Raw genomic sequence first — 22,463 nt, 5'->3', positions numbered from 1 at the left:
AAATTTTTTCAAACCAGTCCCGCTGAAAACGTATTCTGGCCCCATGAGGGGCCAGAAACTTTTCCGCGAGTACTAGATAAACCGATACATAAACTCGCCCATGGTCAGAAGCGCCATGGCCTGCCCGAACGGCATGGAGGTGAGTGGGATGTCTTTGTATTCCTGAATGGAATTGAACACAGGCGTACCGAACGACACCTGCGTCAGTTCACCCTCAGCATTGATATGGGCGCGTACGGCCTTGGCCCCGCGGATGCCCATGGCCTCATATTCTTTGGAGATATAGCCCTTACGCACCGATTTCAGAATACCGTAAGCAAAACCTGCGGACGCCGCAGCTTCTTCGTACGATGTCTCATCATCGAGGATAGTGCGCCATAGGCCCGACGGCGCTTGATATTGCGCCAGCGCCTTAACTTGCGCCTCAAGGGTCTCGATCAGGAACATGCGGAAGGCATCATCTTTCGGCAGGTTCAGCAGTTCAATAAATTCCGGGATCACGATGGTGACCCATGAATTACCGCGGCCCCACAGGGCATTGGCAAAGTTATGGCGGCCCTCAAATGTCCAGCCGTGGAACCACAGACCGGTCTTACGGTCGGTCAGGTACTTAATGTGCACCATGAACTGGCGCTTGGCTTCTTCGACATAGTGCGGACGGTTAAGCAGCAGGCCGATCTTGGCCAGCGGCAGAACCGACATCATCAGGGTGTCGTCCCACAGTTGCTGATTGTTGACCGAATTATAGACGATGTGCTGGAAACCGCCTTCTTCGGTGCGCGGCAGCTCATTGTAGACCCACTCAGCCCAGACATCGAGATAGGGCAGGTAACGGCGGTCGCCGGTGCGCTCAAACAAATAGGCCAGCGTAATGAACGGGGCGACCGTATTGATATTGCGCGATGGTGAGCCTTCGGCAAAGCGGTCCTCAAACCAGTTGATCATGATGTCCCAGGCGCGTTTATCGCCGGTCATCTCCCAGATCTTATACATGCCGTAAAGGCCGACGCCTTGTGTCCACTCAAAGCCGTGCCAGGCCTTGGTGTCGATCACGCGGCCATCGGTCAGGCGCAGCAGGAACTCACCCGAAGTATCTTCGATATTGACCAGATTATTGATCAGTAGGTCGATCGCATGGCGGTAATCGTCACGGTCAGCATCCAGAGCCGCTGATTGGTGTTGCAGCAGCGGATGGATGTTGAACGGATCGGTCGGCTTAAGGATCTGGTTTTTAGTATTTACAGGCATGTGACAAACTTTACGGGGAAGGACGTTAGCGTTGCAGATTACGAGTGGCGGGCATGATCTCCAGCGGCACACCGCCACGGACGGTACGCAGATTGACCAGCTTGACCGGCTCCAGAGCATTCTCAGCTTTTCCGTCGGTTGTCACGGCAAAGCTAATGGTATTTTCGCCATTGGGGTTGAGAATGCCGGGCGGAATAACAAAGGTGCGCTGCGGGCCAATATTGGCGATGAACTGCCCCATGTTCCAGCCGTTGACGAAGATCAGGGCGCGGTTGGTGCGGTCAGAACGCGGCTTGGTGGTATCGCCAAAGGCCAGACCCAGTTGCACGTCATGATCCTTGGGCAGATCGAGATTAAAGGTCGTGCTCAGCCAGTAGGTGCCGGGCGCTGGCGGTGCGGCGGTGGGGCTGACCTTATCCCAATCGGCTTTTTTGCCGGGCAGGTACCAGCCTTCGCGCTCACCATAAAGGCCGCCATTGTTCATCGGGCCGCGCACCAGATCAGCGATCTTTTCCCCGCCCTTATTGCCCTGAATGCGCCACTCGATCGGCACAGCAAAGCGGTTGCCACCTTTGGAGGTCAGCGACGCCGAAATCAGGCCACGAGCTTCACGGTGCTGATCGTCAGCCATCAGATCCCAGTTGTGCGAATTGTTGCGCACCATGACCGAGACGACGTGCTTACCCGGTGTCAGATCACCGAGTGACAGCTTGAGGCTGTCGGTGGTTTCGGGGAACTGACGACCTGTGTCCATTTCGTCCTGACCGATATATTTGCCGTCGATCCAGACCTGAATCAGGCCCGCGCCACCGGCACCGTAAAACAGTTCAAGCTGATTGGTCTTGGTGTCGGTGATGTCGATGTGGCCGCGATACCAGACATCGCCGTGGTGGAAGCCGTAATCGCTCATGGAAAGCGTAGGCTGGCCGCGCTCCGGCGTCGTCCAGGTCTGGGCGGCAGAGGGGCGGGTGTCGGCCTTGAGCCATGTTGAGTCGTCGAAACCGGGTTTGGCTTCGGGGCTATCGGCACGGCGAGTCCATTCCAGCGTGGCCAAATCGGGCAAGGTGATCGTATCGGGGCCACGCACGCTTGAGGTCTTATAGCTGCCATCAGGTTGCGCCGTCAGGGTCAGGGCCTCGCCATTGAAGGTGGCGGCGCTGACAGCAGGGCCCCAGATTTCAAAGGCGCTGTCAGCCGTGGTGTCGCCGGTCAGGTTGAGCGTACCATTCTCGATTTTCGCGGTGCGCACAAGGGCAGGCGTGTGTTGTAGCACAGTGCCCTGTGCGGTGTCCTGACGCCACATGTTAAAGCTGGTCGTCTCATCGGCAATCAGCAGCAGCAGCGGGGCGCGCCCGCCGCCGGAAATGCGCACACGCGTCAGGCCATCATGAGTGTAGTTAAGCTTAACATCGCCTTTGCGAGCATCGAATTTCGAGGTGACCTTACCCGACAACACTTCGACCTTTGGTGCAGAGGTATAGCGCAGAACCGTTTCGCCGTCCTCACGGTTGCGGCCATGCAGCAGGGCGATGTCCTGCTCACCGTTCTGGAAATGAGTCTGGATTTCGGAGTTGGAATAGACCAGATGCTGACGCTCCATCGCATAGGATGCCAGCAGCATCTTGGCGTCCTGGCCATTGACGCGCACCGGGATCTTATAGGTGCCGTCCTTGGTGGTCACGTCAAACGTGCCGCGATCATCGGTGATGGCATCCGACGGATTATGCACGGCAAACAGGATATGCGTCTTCAGCGTCGGATTGACGTTGTGATAGACCTTGATCTTGTCGTTGGAGACCTTAAGCACTGGCCCCTTGTCCATCTCGGCCATCACGGCCTCAGTCGCCTGGACGAACATGCCCTGTTGCTTTAGCGCGTAGGCTTTTTCGCGCAAACCCCGGTCTTCGGAAATAGCCGCGCCATAGTCGTAAGAGGTATAGACCACCGGCCCGGCCAGCCAGCCCCACGACGTGCCGCCGAACGTCATATAGACGTTGTGGATCGAAATGCCGTTGATCAGGTTGGTGCCATAAAATACCCGCTGATAGCCCTTGCCCTGACGCTGCGACGTGCAGTCATAGGTGCCGTTTGAGCCCCAGTAATCGAACCAGCCACCGCCTAGTTCCGCCGCAAAACCCGGCGTCTTGGGCGACGACAGGGCACCGATCTTAGGTGCCGTTGTGCCGTACATGCCCCAGTCGGGGGCCTTGTTGGGGCCGGACGCGTCGGCATGGACATTACAGGTGCCGCCGGGATAGCCGTCAAAGGCGTAGATGTCGGTTGGCCCCGGATTGGCCCACGGTGCGGTCGAATCCTTGGGTGTCCAGTCAGGCAGACGACCCGCCGAATTATGGAAGAACGGCACGGTGATGCCATCGGCGCGCGCCTTTTTCGCCAGATGCTCCATCTGACGGACGTGCTTCGGCTCGACCTTGCCGAGTTCGTTCTCTAGCTGATAGGCGATGACCGTGCCGCCGCCCGTAGTGAGCTGATGGCGGGCGATAATGGCGTTGATCTGGGTCATCCACTCATCGGTGGCGGCCAGATAAAGCGGATCATCGGTGCGGGCTTCGGCGCGTTGGCGCAGCATCCAGCCGGGATAGCCGCCGCCGGTCAGTTCGGCGTTCACATAGGGGCCGGTGCGGGCAATGACATACATGCCCTCTTCCTTGGCGATCTCGAGCGCGCGCTCTACGTTACGCACGTTCGAGAAATCATAGACGCCCGGTGACGGCGAGTGGTAGCCCCAGTCGAAGTAAAAAGCGACGCCGTTAAAGCCTGACGCCTTCATCTTTTGGATCACATCGCGCCACAAGGACGGGTTGGGCAGGCGGAACGGATGGATTTCGCCGGACCAGACCATGATGCGCTCACCATCGACCATCAGGGAGTTTTTATCCCAGGTGATTTTCTGAGGCGTACCTTTGGGCTTGGTGGCCTCAGTGAAGGCTTTGGGGTCTTCGGACAGGACGGTAAAGTGGCGCACAACGCCCGACACGCCGCCGATTTCTTTTTTCGGCGTCCAGGTCTTGAAGCCGTCAAGGCTGTCTGAATACCAATAGTGCTTGGTGATGTAGTCGTCGAAATAGATGCGGTAACCACCATTTGGCAGCTTCACCAGCGCCTGACCTTCGCGCCAGCTTCCCCATCCGGCCCAGTCGCCGGTCTTTTCCAGCTTCCACGGCCCCAGCAGGGATTTCGAGGTCGCCAGTTCGATAAACTTGGTCGTCTCGTTCTTGACAAAAGCGGTGTAGCCGCCGTCGGTCGAGACCACAAAGGTGTCTATAAAATTGCCTTGCAGGCCCGCCATCGGCTTAGGGTCGGACCATTGCGAGAAATCAGAATTGGGTTCGATCACATAGGCCCCGAACGGGCCTTTGGTGCCGCCTTTTGACAGGGAGACGACCACTTTCAGCGCGCCGTTCTTGTCGCGGAACCATTCCGGCGCCCAGGTATTGGTGGTGCCCGGCAGAGTGATTTTTACCTCGCGCACCAGTTGCCAGTCGCGCAGGTCTTTCGAGCGGGCGATTCCGAAATCAGAGCCGTTCCAGTCGGTCGTATAGACGATGTAATAATAGCCGTCCGAATGACGAATGATCGACGGGTCACGCAGCAGGCGTTTTTCAGGGGTATAGACCTCGGACGCCAGCGTATTGAAGGTGATGCCGTCGGGCGAGGTAAACAGGCTGAGCGTGTTCTGAGACGTCGCCATGAAGCTCGACATTATAAAGACGGGTGCGTCTTTTACGGCATTTTGGGCGGCATTCTGAGCCGCAGCTTTTTGGGCATCGGATGCCTGTGGGATGCCCAGTTCCTGCGCAAATGACCCAAAGGCCAGCGTTCCCATAAGCGCCGTCAGCAGGCCGATTTGCGAAACACGCGAAAGGGCTGCACGTTTGCGCAGCGACTTAGGGTAGGGCATTTAAAGTCCTCTGTAACTTAAGTTTCCTCAACCAAAGTCCGGCGACGGTAAAAACCGCTGGGTCTTAAACGCCCATGCCCGTCCGGCCGGTCAACATTCGTTCATTAAGATGACATTGACTAATGATCATATCAATGAAAAAATATCATAAACGAGCATCTTAGTGCTGGAATAAGGGCGGAATTTCATAATTATGATCAAAAATAATCAAAAAAATGGGACTAAGGCACTGTGGGCGGCTCTGATGATGAGTGCTGGGATTATGGCCATATCCTCTGACGCGGTATTAGCTCAAGGTACCACGACGTCTGTGAGCGCCCCTGTTGTCAGCTATAGATTCACCCTCGATCCAGCAGTTAAAGGTAGTGTGGGTGCGGTCAGTCTGATCCCGGCGCAGGCCTATGATGAGACCAAGGGCTATGGCTTCACCAATACCAAGGACGGCAATGAGCAGGCGCTGGCGGTTAAGGTCGCCCCCGGTGATTATCGTGTGCGGGTGACGCTCGGTACTAAAAAAGCCGCCAGCCGCACCTCGATCTGGGCCGAAGACCGCCGCCTGATGATGGCCCCGGTGGCCTTGAAAAAAGGCGAGGTCAAAACCGTCGAATTTATCGTCAATGTCCGTAATGCCTCGCTGGCGACTTCTGAGCAGGACGCGGCTAAGGCCCCGCGCGTAGGGTTGCGCGGTGATGAGGCGACCGAGAGCCGTACTTGGGATGACAAGCTGACTGTGGCGTTTTCAGGTGAAGCGCCCGCCGTGCAGTCGGTTGAGATTGCGCCTGTGACCGCACGGCGCGTCTTTATGGCGGGGGATTCCACCGTCACTGATCAGGGCGGCACGGACTATGCGTCATGGGGGCAGATGCTGCCGCGGTTTTTGCAAGGCGACGTATCGGTCGCCAACCATGCCCGTTCGGGCGAGACCATGAAGTCGTTCGTCACAAGTCTGCGCTGGGATAAACTGCTAAGTGAAGCGCGGGCGGGCGATGTGTTGCTGATCCAGTTCGGCCACAATGACCAGAAGAAACAATGGCCGCGCACCTATGTCAGCGCTGAGCAGTCCTATCCGGCGTGGTTGAAAGCCTTTGCCGCCGATGCGCAGGCTCATGGTATGAAGGTCGTGCTGATCTCACCGGTCTCGCGCCGCACGTTCAAGGATGGCAAGATCACCAATACGCTGGCCGGCTATGACGATGCCGTGCGCAAAGTCGCGACCGAGCTAAATGTGCCGTTTATCGATCTGACCGCCAAAACGGCGACGCTTTATGAGGCGCTGGGGCCGCAGGTCAGCCCGCAGGCGTTCGGGAATGGTGGCAAGGACGGCACGCACCACAATGCTTATGGGGCATTTGTGATTGCCAACTATGTTGCGCAAACGATCACCGACCCTGCAAGTGGCTTGAACCTCAAGGCTGCGCCCGATTTTGTGGCCTTTGATCCGGCCAAACCGGCTGATCCGAAAAATTTTGAACTTAAACCCACCGACTGGCCCGTCATGCGCGACGTCGTCACTAAGATATCAGGGAACTAAATTATGACCCAAATTCACGGCTTTAAAATGCAGCTTAAGCCCGGCTTTGAAGCCGAGTACCAAAAGCGTCACGATGAAATCTGGCCGGAACTGTCTGACCTGCTGCATCAGGCGGGCGTGTCGGACTATTCGATATTTCTCGACCCTGAGACGCTGACCCTGTTTGGGGTCTTAAAGCGCACGGACAATCACACGATGGATGATCTGCCCAGTCTGCCGATTATGAAAAAGTGGTGGGCCTATATGGCCGATATTATGGACAGCAATCCGGACAATTCGCCGGTCGCTAAGGATTTGAAGCACGTCTTCCACATGGCATAGGCTATAAAAAACCCCGGCTTTAACCGGGGTTTTTTCTTATTGATCTTCGGCCAGGATATCGACGACGCGGACATCGATACCGGCATCTTCAAGCCATAGCTTGTCGCGGGTGCTGAGGCCGGAATCGGTAATCAGAATATCGATCTCGGTCAGTGGGCACACCGACAATGACGCGGGTGCATTGATCTTTGACGAGTCAGCCAGCACGACGACCTGCTGGGCGCGCTCGATCAGGCGGCGTTCAGATTGCACCAGCAAGGTATCGGTCTGCATCAGGCCGTTGGGCGTGATCGCCTGCGCGCCGATAAACATGCGCTGAGCCGCAAAATTTTGCAGCATACCGTCTTCATAGGGGTTGAGGATTATGCGCTGCTCACGGAACAGTTCCCCGCCGGGCAGGGTAACCCGAATGCGCGTGCGATCCAGCAGGCTTTGCAGGATCGGGATCGAGGTTGTCAGCACATTATAGCTGTCGTTCGGCATGATCGAGGCCAGCATATAGGTGGTCGTTCCGCCGTCGATAATCATCGACATGCCGGGCTTGAGCAGGTCAAGGGCGGCGCGCGCAATGGCTTTTTTGGCGGGGGCGTAGTGGATGACGCTCTCGAAAAACGGCGCCTGACCGGTCAGGCTGTTGCGGCGGTCGTCGCTGGTGACTTTAAGCCCGATATGGGCGCCTTCAATGCGCATGGCTCCGCCACGGACGCGCAGCAAATGCCCCAGTTCATGCAGTTCGTTCAGATCGCGACGGATGGTGGCGGGTGACGCCCCCAGCTTGGCGGTCAGTTCATCGACAGAGGTGACCCGGTCATGATTAAGCTCATCAATGATCAGTTTCCAGCGATCCTGAAAATGCATGTACGGTCCGTCCCCTTGGTTTTTATTGTCCCGAACGGCGACGCAAAGCCTGTGTGTCCTGACACGGACGGGAATCATGATTAAAGATGATTGTTTATATTAAACAGGTTTTTCGCGCTTGTCGAATGTCTGTTCACAATATGAGACTTACGCGGCTTTTCCGGTCTCCAGCAGGGCCTGCGACCAGACCGAGCGGTACTTCAGAACCTCGTCCTTAAGCAGCGGGTCAATGCGCCGGTAATTGGGCGCGGGCGGGGTCGCCTCATGGTAATAGGCAATGGCTCCGGCCCCCAGGGTAACCCCGTTTGAGGTGTCATTGACATAGACCGGCGTACTCCTGACTGACGCGATCAGGGCGCACAGATGGGGATGACGGGCTGCCACCCCTTCGATCAGCAACGGGCCATCGGCATGGATCAGGTTAAGGCAGGTGTCGCTGACCATGGCCAGATAAAGCTGGCCCAGAGCCGCACGATGGGCTGGGGTATCAACCTTTAGGCCGCGGATTTCGCCGCGCCGCCCCTGATACGGGCCGCCCGCATCATCGAAACTGGGCAGGGCCAGAGCGCCGTCGCGCATCACCGCCTGAGTGATGGCCGGGTCGACATCAGTTGCGGTCATGCCGTGGGTGATCAGATCATAGGCCCGGCCACCCATAAAGCGGGAACAGGCGACCGGATTGCCGAACACATCGACCTTGGCCAGACAGTCGCGTTCGGCCTTAAGATCGCTGACCGAGGTTTCGGGCGCCAGCGCAATGAACCATGTACCGGTCGACAACATGGCGGGGGGAACAAATGACGGGTCGCGGTGCTGACGCACAATGACCGAAGCCAGCGCCGCATTGGTATCGTGAAGCCCGACCAGCACCTTGCAGTCACGGCTGATGCCGGTGGCATCGGCAATGTCGGGGCGCAGCGGGCCCGCTTCGTCCCAGGCGTTTTTAAGCTCCGGGAAACGCTCAACCCAGCCCTGACGGATGGCCATGGAGGAGTAGGTTTTTTGTAAGGGCGCCCACAGGTCAGTGTGGCACCCCATGGACGTGACTTCGGTGGTCAGCGCTCCGCTTAAGCGCCAGGTCCAGTATTGCGGATAGCTTAGTATCCAGCGCACCCGCTCGAAAAATTTAGGATCTCTGCGGGCATGCCAATAGATCTGGCACCCCATGTTCAAACCGTTGGGCAGGCTGGGCGACAGGGTGTGCGAAAAATGCGGGCGGATGGCATTATAGGCTTCGCGGTAAAGCTGCGGGATGGCGGCTTCGTAATCCTGAATCGGTTGCAGCAACTGGCCGTCTTCGCTCAGGAAGGCGCAGGTCGCGCCGTGGGTGACCGGCACGATCCTGTCGATGTCGTAACGCACCGACAGTTCGCGCAACTGCCCCAGAAACCAGCTATGGAGGCGGTCGACATCATAGGCAGCATAAAGGTGCGCGTGCAGGCGCGGTGTCACCACCCGGCGCTCACTAAGGATCTTACCTTCATGATTGATGAGGCTGACCTTGGCAAAGCTCTTGCCGATGTCCAACACGACGCAAACCGTGTCTTTTTGCCGGATGTCTCCCAACCTGTGGCCTCTTATCGTTTCCCGTTACCATCTTTTGTGTCACCGTTCTGCGACGGCTTAAGCGGCTCAGATTATAGCATCACCGCAAAGGGCGCAATCAACGCTGCGTGTTTATGACAGTGAGGTGTCACTAAGCCGCCTCATGTTATATAAATACCATAGATATGAAAAAAGACTGACAAACCGACCGGTTGCCGCCATAAGACGCGTGTAAAAATGCGCACCCGTATGTGAAGCGGGACCAAAAGATGAGGCCAGGTCATGAGGAACACGGTGGCAACACCTGCCATTACCCCGGATCAGATAGACACCAGCAATGCCCGTCTGGAGGCTGAGGCCGTCCGCGACTATGCGCATCTGGGTGAGCAGCTTGCGCGCCGGGGGATTGATGTCGAGGCGGTTCTGGCCGAGGTCATGGCGTTTAGCGTAGCGGTACCAAGCTGGGGCCTAGGCACCGGCGGTACGCGCTTTGGCCGTTATCCGATTGCGGGCGGGCCGAATACCCTGTTTGAAAAGATCGAAGACTGCGCCGTCATTCAGCAACTGACGCAGGCCACGCCGCGGGTGTCTCTGCATTTTCCGTGGGACAAGGTTAAGGATTATGACGAACTCAAAGGCTTTGCGGCGGCGCAAGGGTTGGGATTTGATGCGGTCAATTCCAACACCTTTCAGGATCAGGCGGGGCAGGGACTGTCCTATAAGTTCGGCTCCCTGACCCATGCCGATGCGGCCACGCGCCAGCAGGCGATTGACCATAATCTGGAATGTATCGAGATCGGCCAAAAGCTGGACGCCAAGGCCCTGACCGTCTGGCTGGGCGATGGCTCCAACTTTGCGGGCCAGAGCGATTTTACCCGTGCCCTTGAGCGCTATCTCGACAGTATGGCGGTAGTCTATGCCGGTTTGCCCGACGACTGGCGCGTGTTCATGGAGCATAAGCTCTATGAGCCGGCTTTTTATTCGACGGTGATTCAGGACTGGGGCACGTCGATTTTGTGCGCACAAAAACTGGGGCCCAAGGCGCAGTGTCTGGTCGATCTGGGCCATCATGCGCCGAACGTGAATATCGAAATGATCGTGGCGCGCCTGTCGCAGTTTGGCAAGCTGGGCGGGTTTCATTTCAACGATTCCAAATATGGCGATGATGATCTGGATGCCGGGTCGGTTAATCCGTTCCAGTTGTTTCTGGTGTTCAACGAGCTGGTGGAAGCTAAAAGCCGCGATCCTCACGGGTTTGATCCGGCCTATATGCTGGATCAGTCGCACAATATTACCGACCCGATCGAAAGCCTGATGATGTCGGTCGGGTCGATCGAGCAGGCTTTAACCAGGGCTCTGCTGATTGATCGTGTGACACTGCGCGGCTATCAGGACGGCAATGATCCGCTGATGGCTCATGCCACCCTGAAAGAGGCCTATGACACCGATGTGCGGCCGATCCTGAAAATCGCGCGCTTGAGGGTGGGGGCTGCGATTGATCCGGTTGGGGTTTATCGGGCGTCTGGTTATCGCGCACAAAAAGCTGCCATTCGTATCACTCAGGGCGCGACCGGCGGCGGTATTGTTTAGGAGTAAGCTATGATTTCGCGGCGGCAATTGGCAGGCGGTTTAAGCGCTTTGGGTTTGGTCGGGACAGCCACAACCGTGGCGGCGCAAACGGCCAAGGTGGGCGACATCATCTACCACAACCCCTTTGCCAAACCGGAAGACATCGCGGCGTTTAAACTGGAAGGTGAGGCCAAAATCAGTTTTGAGCGCGGCCGCATGACCTTGCAGAACGCGCGCGATCCGTCCGAAGGTCAAGCATCAAACTTTGTGTTCTGGTGCCCGGAAACATTCCCGGACAATGTCGAGATAAGCTGGAAATTCTGGCCGGTGGCCGAGCCCGGTCTGTGCATCCTGTTTTTTTCGGCGGGCGGGATATTGAATGGCGAGCGGGTGCATGTACTCGATAAAGGGCTCAAGCCCCGCGCCGGTATCTATGATCAATATACCCAGAGCGATGTCGATGCTCTGCAAATCGCCTATTTCCGCCGCAGGTGGGCGGAGGAGCGGGCCTTTCATCTGGCCAATTTGCGCCGCGCGCCGGGCTTTCAGTTGCTGGCACAAGGGGCTGACCCTCTGCCGGATGTCGAAGACGCCACCCCGCCCTATGATGTTAAAATTCGCAAGACCCATAAGGCGGTTGATTTCCTGATCAATGACTTGCCAGTCGTGCACTGGGATGTAACGCCCGGCAGTCCGACATCAGGGTCGATTGGGTTCCGGCAGATGGCGCCTTTGATTGCCGATTACGCGGATCTGACGGTGCGCAAAATTGCGTGATTATGATTGATTGTTGTGAAATTCGCGCTAGTGTTCCGGCAAAAGACTGAAAGCCTAATAACACTCAGCAGGGATTATTCATGCAAAAACGCACTTTTTTGACGGGCGCTGCCGCTTTGGCGGCACTGTCGGCTATGCCCGCACAGGCGCAAACGCCAACGCCAACCAAAGATATTCCCGTCGAATGGGTCGATGCCGACACCGGCCACCGGGTGCGCCGCGTCTCGACTGAGGATAATTCCAAGTTCCTCTATTTCCACGACAACGCCTTTACCGGCGACGGCAAGTGGATGGTCTTCAACGGCCCGAACGGTGTCATGAAGGCCGAGATTGGCACCTGGAAAGTCTCTGCCCTTACCAAGGCCAAAAACGCCCACCTGTTCGAAGTGATCATGGTGTCGCGCACCAAACCGATCGTCTATGTCCGTCAGGCCAAGCTACAGGGTCAAGGCAAGGGTGCTCTCGGCCTTGATTACTATGCCGTCGATATCAATACGGGTAAGGCGACCGTGATTGCCAAAAACGTCGGCGGCTGGATCGGGTCGGTCAATGCTGACGATACGTTGTTGCTGGGGGTGTGGGCTGAGCGTCACTATGAACTTCAGCCGGGGCCGAAGATTGCAGGCACCGATGGTGGCTATAATGCCATTGGCCCGGACGGCAAGCCTCTGTCGTTTGCGGCGGCCAAGGAAGTGCGCATGGCCGACCGGCTGGCGCAAAACATTCCGATGGAAATCTTCACCCTCGATATCAAAACCGGTGAGCGCAAGGTGGTGACGGCGTCGACTGACTGGCTCAACCACATTCAGTTTTCCCCGACCGACCCTCAGCAGATCATGTACTGCCACGAAGGCCCCTGGCACATGGTCGACCGCATCTGGACGATCCGCGCTGACGGTAGCGATAAGCGTGATATCCATAAGCGCACCATGAATATGGAAATCGCCGGTCATGAGTTTTTCTCTTTTGATGGCGAGCAGATTCTGTATGACCTGCAAACCCCGCGCGGTGAGGATTTCTGGCTGGCGTCCTATAATCTTAAGACCGGCAAGCGCATCTGGTACCATATGGAGCGCAATGAATGGTCGGTGCATTTCCAGATATCACGCGACGGCAAGCTGTTCGCCGGTGACGGCGGCGATGAGGAAATGGTCGCTAAGGCCAAGGACGGCAAATGGCTTTATCTGTTCGAGCCGGAGATCATTGAGGACTTAGGGGTTTCCGCGCCGAACGCGGCGGATCTGGTGCGGCCGGGTAAGCTGAAATCGACCAAAATCCTCAACATGGCTAAGCACGATTACCGGGTTGAGCCGAACCTGCAATTCACGCCAGATGGCAAGTGGTTGCTGTTCCGCTCCAGTATGCACGGCCCGATCCATACCTATGCGGTCGAGGTCGCCAAGGTTTAAGACGGTTTGGACAAATTAAAACCCCCGGAGCGAACTCCGGGGGTTATTTGTTAGACGCGCAATTTTTCCAAAAACCGGGTGCCACTTTTTGGGTGGCGCTTTTTACCTATTTGCCGATTTTAATATTGGCTTTGGGCGGGGTTTTCATACCTTCACCCAGATAGTAGCTGACATGCGGCGGCTGGTTATAGGCCGTGTTCTGCCAGGCGATGCCCGCCCGGTAAACCGGATCGTGCATCAGGGTGGTAAAGCTGTAGGTCGTTGGAATATTGGTCGAATAGATGCGTAAGGCTGTATTGTCGGTGGTGCGCATAATGACCTCTTCACGCCAGTCACCGAGTATGTCGGCCTGCAGCGCCGGATTGGACTTGGTGCCATTGTTGGAGGTGGTGTCCGTCATCTCAAAAATGACGGGTGAATCGCCCGTCTTCCAGTCCCATTTAAATATCTTATTGCCATCCAGCAGTTCGCGGGTCAGATCGCCGTCCCACCAGATCGCAAAGTTCATCGAACGCGGGCGCTTGTCCGAGATTATCTCGCCCTTGGCATTATAGAGGTTGGACGAGTTAGAGGCCCATGATTCTGCCCCCAGATGGCGCGGGTCAATATCTGCGGAGACGCCGCGCCCGGTATCCTTGTCGGCCGGAGTCGACCACAGCATTTCACCCGTTTTGGCATCCAGCATGGCTGAGCCGCGGTTGCCGCTGTCGCGCATGCTTTCATGCACGCCAAATTTCTCAAAACCTGGGCGGGATGGATCAAGATCGGAGACATGCATGGCGTCGCCGTGACCGAGTTTGGCGCTCCACAGGGGCTTGCCGTCATCATCCAACGTCATGGAGCCATAGATGACTTCATCCTTACCGTCGCCATCGACGTCAGCGACCGAGAACTGGTGGTTGCCCTGATGCGAATAGCCGTCCGGCGCGCCATCAGCTTCGGAATCAAAGTACCAGCGCTTGGTCAGCTTACCATCGCGGAAATCATAGGCCGACAGGGTTGTGCGGGCGTAATAGCCCCGCGCCATAACCACTGACGGATGCACACCGTCCAGCCAGGCTGTACCGGCCAGATAGCGCTCCGACCGGTTGCCGTAGGCGTCGCCCCAGCGGGCTTTTTGTTCTTCCGGGGTGGCGTCCGGCCCGGTCGTGCCGCGTGTATTGGCAAAATCGACAGTATCGAGCACACGCCCGGTGGCGCCCTCGAAGACGCTTAAATATTCCGGCCCCTTAAGGATGCGGCCTTTAAATTGCGCCATCAATTTACCGTCGGGTGCGACGACGGAGCCGGTGCGATCGTTCTGAGCGACCTCGCCATCACCTTCTACCCAATTGGCATTCGCATCGCCGATGACCTTGCCCTGAGCGTCTTTGGTGCCATCGGCGGTTTTGACGATCAGTTCGGCCTTGCCGTCACCATCATAGTCGGCCACCTGAAACTGGGTGTAGTGGGCGCCGGCGCGGATATTGCGGCCCAGATCGATGCGCCAAAGCTGTTTGCCGTCAAGCGTATAGGCATCGATAAAGACATTGCCGGTATAGCCGCCCTGGGAATTGTCCTTGGAATTGCTGGGGTCCCACTTCAGGATGATCTCATAACGACCGTCACCATCAAGATCTCCGGCCGAAGCGTCATTGGCATTGTAGCTATAGGTTTGGCCATCCGGCGTGGTGCCGTCAGCGGGCTTGTTCAGCGGAATGTTGAGGTAGCCCTCTGCCCACACGCGCGCATCGGCTGAGGTGCCGGTTGCCTTGCCACCCGTGATTGCTGCGACTTTATAGATGGATGTCGCGCTACCCTTAGCGTCTGCGAAATTCGTCGCGCTGATGGGCTTTGGCGTGATTTTCTTACCGTCGCGATAGAGATTAAAGGTCGTCTTATCCGCATCATTGCCCAGCAGGCGCCAGCTAACCAGCACGCCATTGGTGGCCGGAACAGCGACCACGCCGCGGTCGATGGCTTCCATATGGCGCGGGCCCGTTTGCGCCAGTGCGACCGTTGACATGGCGAGTGCGGCGAGTGCCGGCAGAATCGCCCCTGAGCGGCGAAGGTAAAGTTTCAGATCATGCATCTGATTATATCCTTGAATTCAGTTTCCCCGTGAAAGGCTGGCCCTGCCGGATCGGTTAAACCGGGGTGCCTTTTATTTTATCGGCGGAGGCTACGCCTTTGTAATGAGCGAGACAAGCGCAATTTGATCGATCGTGCGCGATATCAATCATAGCGTGGCGCGCAAGGCAAAAAAAACGGTGAGAGCCAAGGGAATGGCTGTCACCGTTGTCAGTCAATAGCTTCGGGACGCGGCCTGAAGCTATTTCGGGAAGGTTGCCTCCGCGATCATGACGGCAAAGCACGTCATAATCACCTGGAAGCGTGGCCGACAAAACGCTTGAAATGAACACCAAGAGTCATGCTGCGCAAATTAGTACGATAATAATCTGTATTGCGCAATAGTAATCAAAATCGATTTTCCGGGTTCATTTTGTTAGCGCTATCATGTTTCAGACGCTTCAAAATGTCAGATTTTTGCGTCGTGGATATTAGTTTCATATTATTCAATAGTTTGGTTAAGGCGAGTTCGTAATATCGAAGGGTGCGACGATTCAGTGATTTGACCAATATGGTGCACGTCTTTGCCTGAGCGGGCATGAATGTGGCGATTTGTTAGAAAAATTGTGTTCTTTTTGTAACGCAGGCTCACTTATCTGACCAATTTGACGGACAATATGGCGCAAATGATCAAAATGTATCTTGACTTGCCACAATCAATCAACAAAGCTTAGGCCATCCCATAGGGGTTGATAAATGAGACCGACTAACGGTCCAATAAAAGGGAGATGACACCGGAAACCGTCCGCTTGCGGAAGGGCTTTTAGGAATGCGTCCGCTCGGATAATGCCGAGCCGGGTTTTGCGTTTCAGCCCCATAGGCAGCGACACTTCACGGTCATCAGTAATGAATGTGCGGGCGGCGGCATCGCTGACCTGTGCGGATTACATTCTCTTTTCAACCTCTGGGGCAGGTGCCGACACATGGCGCCGGGCTTTGAAAAAGCCAGCACCAGGAGGACTATTTTGATGTTAACCCGCAACCGTAACCGGTCATTCTCCAAAGCCCTGCAACAGGGAACGGCGATGACGCTTATTTCCATGATGGCGTTCTCAGGCACGGCCATGGCTCAGGACGCGATTGTATCGTCCAGCCAGGCCGGTGCTCCGGTCGCCGCCGCTGCCGATGAGGATATCCAGGAAGTCGTCGTCGTCGGCGCCCGCGCCGCCCAGCAGTCATCTAACGACCGTAAAAAGCGCGCCAAGACGGCAATGGACTCTATTGTCGCAGACGATGTCGGCGCCTTCCCTGACAAAAACCTGAACGAAGCGATTTCGCGTGTCGCTGGCGTCGCGCTGCAGCGTGACGAATTCGGTGAAGGTAGTGGAATCGATATCCGTGGTAACACCGCAGAGCAGACGCGCGTTGAACTGGACGGCATGGGGGTCAGTAACGCCAGCTTTGCCTTGAGCGGCACTCAAAACGCACGCGGAGCTGATATGGTGGCGCTGCCATCCGATCTTATTAAAAGTGTAGATGTGATCAAAGGATCTACCGCTGACATGACCGAAGGGTCACTTGGCGGTGGTGTTAAAATTCAAACCCGTACAGGGCTTGATTTCAAAAAGCCTTATCTGTCGCTTCGCGTCGGTGCACGCCGCAACTCGCTGGGGGAGCAGTGGAAGCCGGATTATAATCTGGTGGCTTCGCGTAAGTTCCTGAATGATCGCCTCGGTGTTGTCTTGAGCCTCACAGGGAGTAATTATCAGAACAATTCCAGTTCTCAGGGGACATCGGCTAACAATACCGGATATCTGGGGCGCCTTGATTTCGATGGTTCTGCGGAAAAGACGTTTGAGTTCAACCCCTCGACCGTGGGTGGCACAGGCGTTGGTGCAACTTTGAGCCCGGATACGCTGCTAGCCAATTCAAGTTTTACACCGCGTCAAATTGTCGAAAGATCAGCTTCGGCGCAAACCAAAGCCGCTTGTAGCACGGCGTTTCCGCTATTGACGACGGGTACCGCTGCCGTGAAGAACCAGCGCGTTTACGAACTTCAGACTTGTCTAAATCAATGGAACGATCTTGAGCCGAATTTGGTTCGCAGCTACGATAATACGCAGCTAGATGAGCGTTTCTCTGCTGACATTCGCTTTGATTACAAAATCAGCGATAATTTTACCGTATTTGCCAAATATAACAAATCAACGCGCGAAGTTGACCGCCAGTATCGCTGGCGTAGCCTTCAGGGCGGGCAAGAAACACCGATTAACCCCGGCAATATTTATACGACAGCGGGCAATCCTAACGGCGTGTGGAATATTGCAGCCGGTTCACCATACCAACAACGGGTCGTTTCACCGACGGCTGCTGGGAAGTATTTCCTCTATGATGGCGTTGGTATCTACAACAATAACCCGGCAATTGGGAACGTAGTCGGTATTGATCCGTCCTCTGTAAAAGTTGATGAAAATCACTTTGTTACAGAATATGTGCTGACAGATGCCAGTTCGAACATTACTCAGTCGTGGGAGCCGTTCGACACAACAAATACATTTGCCCAGTTTGGAGGCAATTATAATAGCGGGCCTTTGAAGATTGATTTTATGGTCGGTAAGTCTGAAGCCGATTATAAACGCTTCAATATCTCGACAAACCGCTCCTTCAATTATGGTGCGGCGCGCTTCTTTGTGCAGCCCAGTGGTTTGTGGTCGCATGAGATATTGGGCAACTACGACGAAACCAATCCGGCCAACTATGTTCAATTGAACTCTCAGGCGGCAATTACGACGGCTGTGGCTCCTACGTATGAAGTGCCAGCAGGCGTTCCGGTAACTACTGTTGCGCAACGTCCTCTGGTGTCAAACAGCTTTGCTTTGAACTTTGACGCTTGGATTGGGGAATCTACTGAAACCACCGCAAAGATAGATGTTACCTATAATCTTGAAGATAAATTGCCATTCTTCAGCGCTATCAAGATCGGTTTGAGCCAGCGTAATCCACAAGGTAAGGCTTGGTCGCGTCCGGGCGGTCGTACAATCTCAAACGCCGTTGGTACCTATCTGAATACGAATGGTACTGTTAATCCTAACTATATTCCGGCGGTTGTTTTGCCGTCTACCTTGATGCGCGGATCGTTCCGTGCTTGTCAGCCAACGGCAACGTCGATTGAGTCCTGTAACTATGGTTATGTGCCTGCCACGAATATGTTTAACGCTCTGACGGGCGTGACGACATACACCCCTGCCGAAATGCAGGCTCTGATTGCAGCAACCATTTCACAGCCAGATTCCAATTTCTTCAATGGTTACGAAGGCGCTGAGAATATGGAGAACTGGCAGGGCATTGACGTTGAAAAGCTGGTCAGCCTTGTGCCCTCGGCCCAGAACTATAACTTCGATTGTATGAAGAGTTGTGTTGCCAGCGATGGCAAGGTGTATGATCAGTTCTTCCAAGGCTATGACGAAAAGATTACTGCGGCCTACTATATGGCAGAGTTTGAACAGCCTCTGCCACTTGGTATGGAACTGATTGGTAACTTTGGTCTGCGAGCGGTTGAAACCGAAGCCACGGGTCAGGGAGCCTTCACCCTGCAATCAGTCCGTACGACAGCGGCATTTGATCCGCTTAACCCGACTGCGGCAGCGGGCATTGTAACCACAAGCTATACGCAACAGGTTGAATTTACGCGTACCACCCGCGATTATTTGCCGACATACAACGTCGGTGTATGGGTTGTGCCGGATCAAGTCGTCGTCCGCTATTACAAGGGCAAGACGATTTCACGTCCTGGCGTTAACTTCATGTTACCGGCCGGTACCTGCACCGTCGATGAGCGCCGTGAATTGGATGTCATCGGTTTTGACGGCGACAACTCATGTAGCGTGCGGGTAGGTAACCCTGAGTTGAAGCCGTATACGGCCTGGGACCAGAACTTGAGTGTGGAATGGTATCCTAACCGTGACACCATGCTCTCTCTGGCCACCCATAAGCTTGATGTCCTTATCGGTAATGTCGTTGGGACCAGCGCCACAGGCAAGTTGTTTGCCGGTTCTGACTATGTCGACCCTGTTACGGGGCAGGCTTTGGCTGATCTGGAATTTACGTATCCGACGTATGAAAATGCTCCGGGTATTGAACGTACAGGTTGGGAGTTTACCTCTAAAACGGCATTTACCTTCCTGCCTTGGTATTTCCGTTACACTGGTGCGGACTTCAACTATTCCAAGCTAGAGTCCAAAGGTGCGACCAATATCATCAACCCAAACACGGGTGAGGTCATGCCGCCGCAGCGAGAGTCAGATTATTTTGCAAACCTGTCGCTGTGGTATGATGACGGTAAAACCAATGCCCGCATCACCTATCAGGCGCGTGGTGAGTATTTCATCTGTATTGAATCTTGCGGTAGTAACGGCCGGAACAATTATCCGAGCGAGATTGGTTTTGATGCCCGTCCTGCGCCTTATCAGCCGGGTAATGCCGTCTGGCAGGATGAGACTAAGTATGTTGATGCCAAGATCACCCACAAGTTCCGCCCGAACGTAGAATTCTATGTCGAGGGCCGTAACCTGACTAAGCAAGGCACAACGACCTCAAACGGTGCTGATCGTACCTTTGCAGACGGGACGCCTACGGTTCATAACCTGAACTATGGTGGTCGTACCTTCTCCTTCGGTGTCACCTACCGCATGCAATAGTTCGAGTTGAGTAAGCGTACATCGTAACCCGACTGCCGCCGCCTGAGTGATCAGGCGGCGGTTTTTTCGTTTCAGGCGCACAAAAAAACCGCGGCGTGAGGGGGATAAGCTCACGCCGCGGATCATTGGTTTCACTCAGGAAGAGACCCTATTTATATGGGTGTCAGTTTCCCGGATTTAAAGGATAGAGACAGGCGTTCATTAGCGTTTAATATCCGGCGCAGATGTGCCCCCTTATAGACAATATGACACGGGCCGCCCTTGGCGCTGGATACGGTTAGATGGGTCAGTTCACCTTCGGCCCATTTCAGATCACAGACAAATCCGCCACGGGCCAATACCCCTTTTAGCTCCCCTTTGGGCCAGGCGGATGGCAAGGCGGGCAAGGGCTCGATCCGGCCTCTGTGCGATTGCAGCAGCATTTCGATAATGCCGGCGGTGCCGCCGAAATTGCCATCGATCTGAAACGGCGGATGGGCGTCAAACAGGTTGGGATATGAGCGCTTGGGGGCCAGCAACAGCTTTACGACCTCATGGGCATGGTCGCCGTCTTTCAGGCGTGCCCACAGGTTAATACGCCAGCCTATGCCCCAGCCGGTGGCGTCATCGCCGCGGATCTCCAGCGATTTTTTTGCGGCGGCGGCCAGCTCTGGCGTGTCCTCGACCGTAATCTGGTCGGACGGGTGCAGAGCATAGAGGTGCGAAACGTGGCGGTGCTTAATATCCGGGGCCTCCATATCCCAGTCATCTTGCCATTCCTGAAGGTAGCCGCCCTTGCCGATCTTTTCAGGCGGCAGCTTTTTGCGCATGGCGGTGCATTGGCGGGCAAACGCGGCATCCATGCCCAGAACTTTTGAGGCCTCAGCCACATGGCCGAACAGGTCGCGCAGAAGCTGGTTGTCCATAGCGGGACCGGCAGCCAGCGATGAGCCTTTGCCATGGCTGTTTTCCGGCGAATTGGACGGGTTGGTGACCATGTAGCCGGTGTTCGGGTCTTTGACGAGGGTGTCGAGATAGAACTGGGCTGATCCCTTCATCAACGGGTAGAGCCGCTTCAGATAATCCTTGTCCAGAGTGTAGGCATAGGTTTCCCACAGGTTTTGCAGTAGCCACGGCCCACCCATCGGCCACAGGGCCCACACAGCTCCGTCGGGCGGTGACGCGACGCGCCAGACATCAGTATTGTTGAACACGACCCAGCCGCGTGCGCCGTACATGTCTTTGGCCAGCTTCGCGCCGGTTTCAGACAGGTCTTCGACCATATCGAACAGGGGCGGGATGGTCTCCGCCAGATTAGCCGGCAAGGCCGGCCAATAGTTCATCTGGGCATTGATGTTCAGCGTCCATTTTGACTGCCAGGACGGGTTGATCTTGTCGTTCCAGATGCCTTGAAGATTGGCGGGTTGGCGCGACCCGCGCGACGACGACAGCAGGAGGTAGCGACCATATTGCACATAGAGTGCTGCGAGGTGCGGATCGTGGCCGCTGGCGTAGTTGCGGATGCGCTCATCGGTGGGTTTCAGCGCCGCGTCACTGGTGCCGAGATCAACACTCAGGCGGTTGTAGATGGTCTGATAATCTTTGAGATGATCGGCCTTAAGAGCGGCATAACCTTTGGCCGTGGCCGCTGAAATCATCGCGGCATTTTTAGCGACTGGATCGCCAGAGATGTCATTATAACGCACATACCCGGTCGCCGCAGCGATCAGAATCACGACCTCTTCGGCACCCGCCACATAGACCCCACCTTCGCGGGAGGTCAGGGTACCGGTGGGGGCGATGACCTTGGCGCGGAACTCGAACGGCAGTTTGCCATCTATGCCCTGTTGCGTTGGGCTGATGCCTTTGATGACTATGGTGTCGCCATCTATGGTCTCTACGGCCGCGTTTTGCGGGGTGGACAGGCTGAGGTCGACGGTAATGGCCTTGCCGCGCTGAGACGACAGGCGAACGACCATGACCTGATCGACCGCAGAGACAAAGACTTCGCGGCGGTGGCGATTACCGCCGGCATTAAATTCGGTCGCGACGATGGCCTGTTCGAGGTCCAGTTCACGTTCATAGCGGCTGGTGTTATCAAGGCCGGGAAACAGCATGATCAGATCGCCTAGCGGCTGATACGACATCTGTTTGTTCGGGGTGGAAATCAGAGTCTCATTAGCCAGCTTTTCAGCTTCGCGGAACTTGCCCTCGAACACCAGTTGACGCACGCGCGGCAGGCCTTCGCCAGATTTCGGGTTGGTCGGGTTATAGGGCGATCCGGCAAAGAAGCTGTCTTCATTAAGCTGGATGCGCTCAAAGGCGACACCGCCGAACACCATGCCGCCCAGACGGCCGTTGCCGACCGGCAGGGCCTGTACCCATTCGGTTGCCGATTGGGTGTACCATAGCCGGTTTGGGGAGGTTAAGGGCCGCGCGGGGGAGGCGGTTTGCGCCTGCGATAAGGCTGGTATCATCAAACCGGCGGCGCCCACCGTGCTTAATAGGCGGCGGCGATCAATGGGTACATATCTGACGCGATGGCGAGGTGGTTTCAT

The 22,463-nt window shown here is 55.9% G+C and carries 12 protein-coding genes; 6 read left to right on the top strand and 6 right to left on the bottom strand.

Features of this window, described 5'->3' with window-relative positions:
• Positions 1–72: 72 nt before the first annotated feature.
• Both bglB and IE102_RS00990 read right to left on the bottom strand, forming a co-directional pair.
• Positions 73–1,248, bottom strand: a complete 1,176-nt coding sequence (bglB, locus tag IE102_RS00995; protein ID WP_229807507.1) for a beta-galactosidase BglB — start codon at positions 1,246–1,248, stop codon at positions 73–75.
• A 25-nt stretch (positions 1,249–1,273) separates the two neighbouring features.
• Positions 1,274–5,170: a beta-galactosidase gene (locus IE102_RS00990; RefSeq protein WP_189484515.1), complete on the bottom strand. Its 3,897-nt coding sequence runs from the start codon at positions 5,168–5,170 to the stop codon at positions 1,274–1,276.
• A 310-nt stretch (positions 5,171–5,480) separates the two neighbouring features.
• On the opposite strand from IE102_RS00990, the gene IE102_RS00985 reads away from it, so the two are divergent.
• Entirely contained in the window at positions 5,481–6,701 is a 1,221-nt protein-coding gene (locus IE102_RS00985) for a rhamnogalacturonan acetylesterase (protein WP_229807506.1), read from the top strand.
• A 3-nt stretch (positions 6,702–6,704) separates the two neighbouring features.
• Positions 6,705–7,022 (top strand): L-rhamnose mutarotase, encoded by a 318-nt coding sequence (rhaM, locus tag IE102_RS00980; protein ID WP_229807505.1) that lies wholly within the window; start codon positions 6,705–6,707, stop codon positions 7,020–7,022.
• Between the two features lie 36 nt (positions 7,023–7,058).
• On the opposite strand, the gene IE102_RS00975 is transcribed toward rhaM, so the two are convergent.
• Positions 7,059–7,880 carry a DeoR/GlpR family DNA-binding transcription regulator gene (locus IE102_RS00975; protein WP_189484513.1) on the bottom strand — a complete coding sequence of 274 codons (822 nt, stop codon included), beginning with the start codon at positions 7,878–7,880 and terminating at the stop codon, positions 7,059–7,061.
• A 147-nt stretch (positions 7,881–8,027) separates the two neighbouring features.
• Positions 8,028–9,410 carry an FGGY-family carbohydrate kinase gene (locus tag IE102_RS00970; protein WP_189484512.1) on the bottom strand — a complete coding sequence of 461 codons (1,383 nt, stop codon included), beginning with the start codon at positions 9,408–9,410 and terminating at the stop codon, positions 8,028–8,030.
• A 297-nt stretch (positions 9,411–9,707) separates the two neighbouring features.
• On the opposite strand from IE102_RS00970, the gene rhaI reads away from it, so the two are divergent.
• The 3 genes from rhaI to IE102_RS00955 all read left to right on the top strand — a co-directional run bounded on the left by rhaI (position 9,708) and on the right by IE102_RS00955 (position 13,180).
• The gene (gene rhaI, locus IE102_RS00965) at positions 9,708–11,015 is read left to right on the top strand and encodes an L-rhamnose catabolism isomerase (RefSeq protein ID WP_189484511.1); all 1,308 of its coding nucleotides are present in this window, start codon (positions 9,708–9,710) and stop codon (positions 11,013–11,015) included.
• Between the two features lie 9 nt (positions 11,016–11,024).
• Entirely contained in the window at positions 11,025–11,771 is a 747-nt protein-coding gene (locus IE102_RS00960) for a DUF1961 family protein (RefSeq protein ID WP_189484510.1), read from the top strand.
• Positions 11,772–11,851: 80 nt separating this feature from the next.
• Positions 11,852–13,180 carry an oligogalacturonate lyase family protein gene (locus IE102_RS00955; protein WP_189484509.1) on the top strand — a complete coding sequence of 443 codons (1,329 nt, stop codon included), beginning with the start codon at positions 11,852–11,854 and terminating at the stop codon, positions 13,178–13,180.
• A gap of 106 nt (positions 13,181–13,286) precedes the next feature.
• Here IE102_RS00955 and IE102_RS00950 read toward each other — a convergent pair whose 3' ends face one another.
• The gene (locus tag IE102_RS00950) at positions 13,287–15,251 is read right to left on the bottom strand and encodes a rhamnogalacturonan lyase (RefSeq protein ID WP_308429893.1); all 1,965 of its coding nucleotides are present in this window, start codon (positions 15,249–15,251) and stop codon (positions 13,287–13,289) included.
• A 961-nt stretch (positions 15,252–16,212) separates the two neighbouring features.
• On the opposite strand from IE102_RS00950, the gene IE102_RS00945 reads away from it, so the two are divergent.
• Positions 16,213–19,926: a TonB-dependent receptor gene (locus IE102_RS00945; RefSeq protein WP_189484508.1), complete on the top strand. Its 3,714-nt coding sequence runs from the start codon at positions 16,213–16,215 to the stop codon at positions 19,924–19,926.
• 152 nt (positions 19,927–20,078) lie between these two features.
• Here the strand turns inward: IE102_RS00945 and IE102_RS00940 are convergent, their stop codons facing one another.
• Positions 20,079–22,463, bottom strand: coding sequence for a glycoside hydrolase family 95 protein (locus tag IE102_RS00940; RefSeq protein WP_189484507.1), 2,385 nt, complete (start codon positions 22,461–22,463; stop codon positions 20,079–20,081).

The sequence above is a fragment of the Asticcacaulis endophyticus genome, assembly GCF_014652575.1.
In the GTDB taxonomy this organism is placed as follows: Bacteria; Pseudomonadota; Alphaproteobacteria; order Caulobacterales; family Caulobacteraceae; genus Asticcacaulis; species Asticcacaulis endophyticus.
The sequence above is the reverse complement of the archived record's forward strand: the minus strand, read 5'-3'. Positions and strand labels throughout refer to the sequence as shown.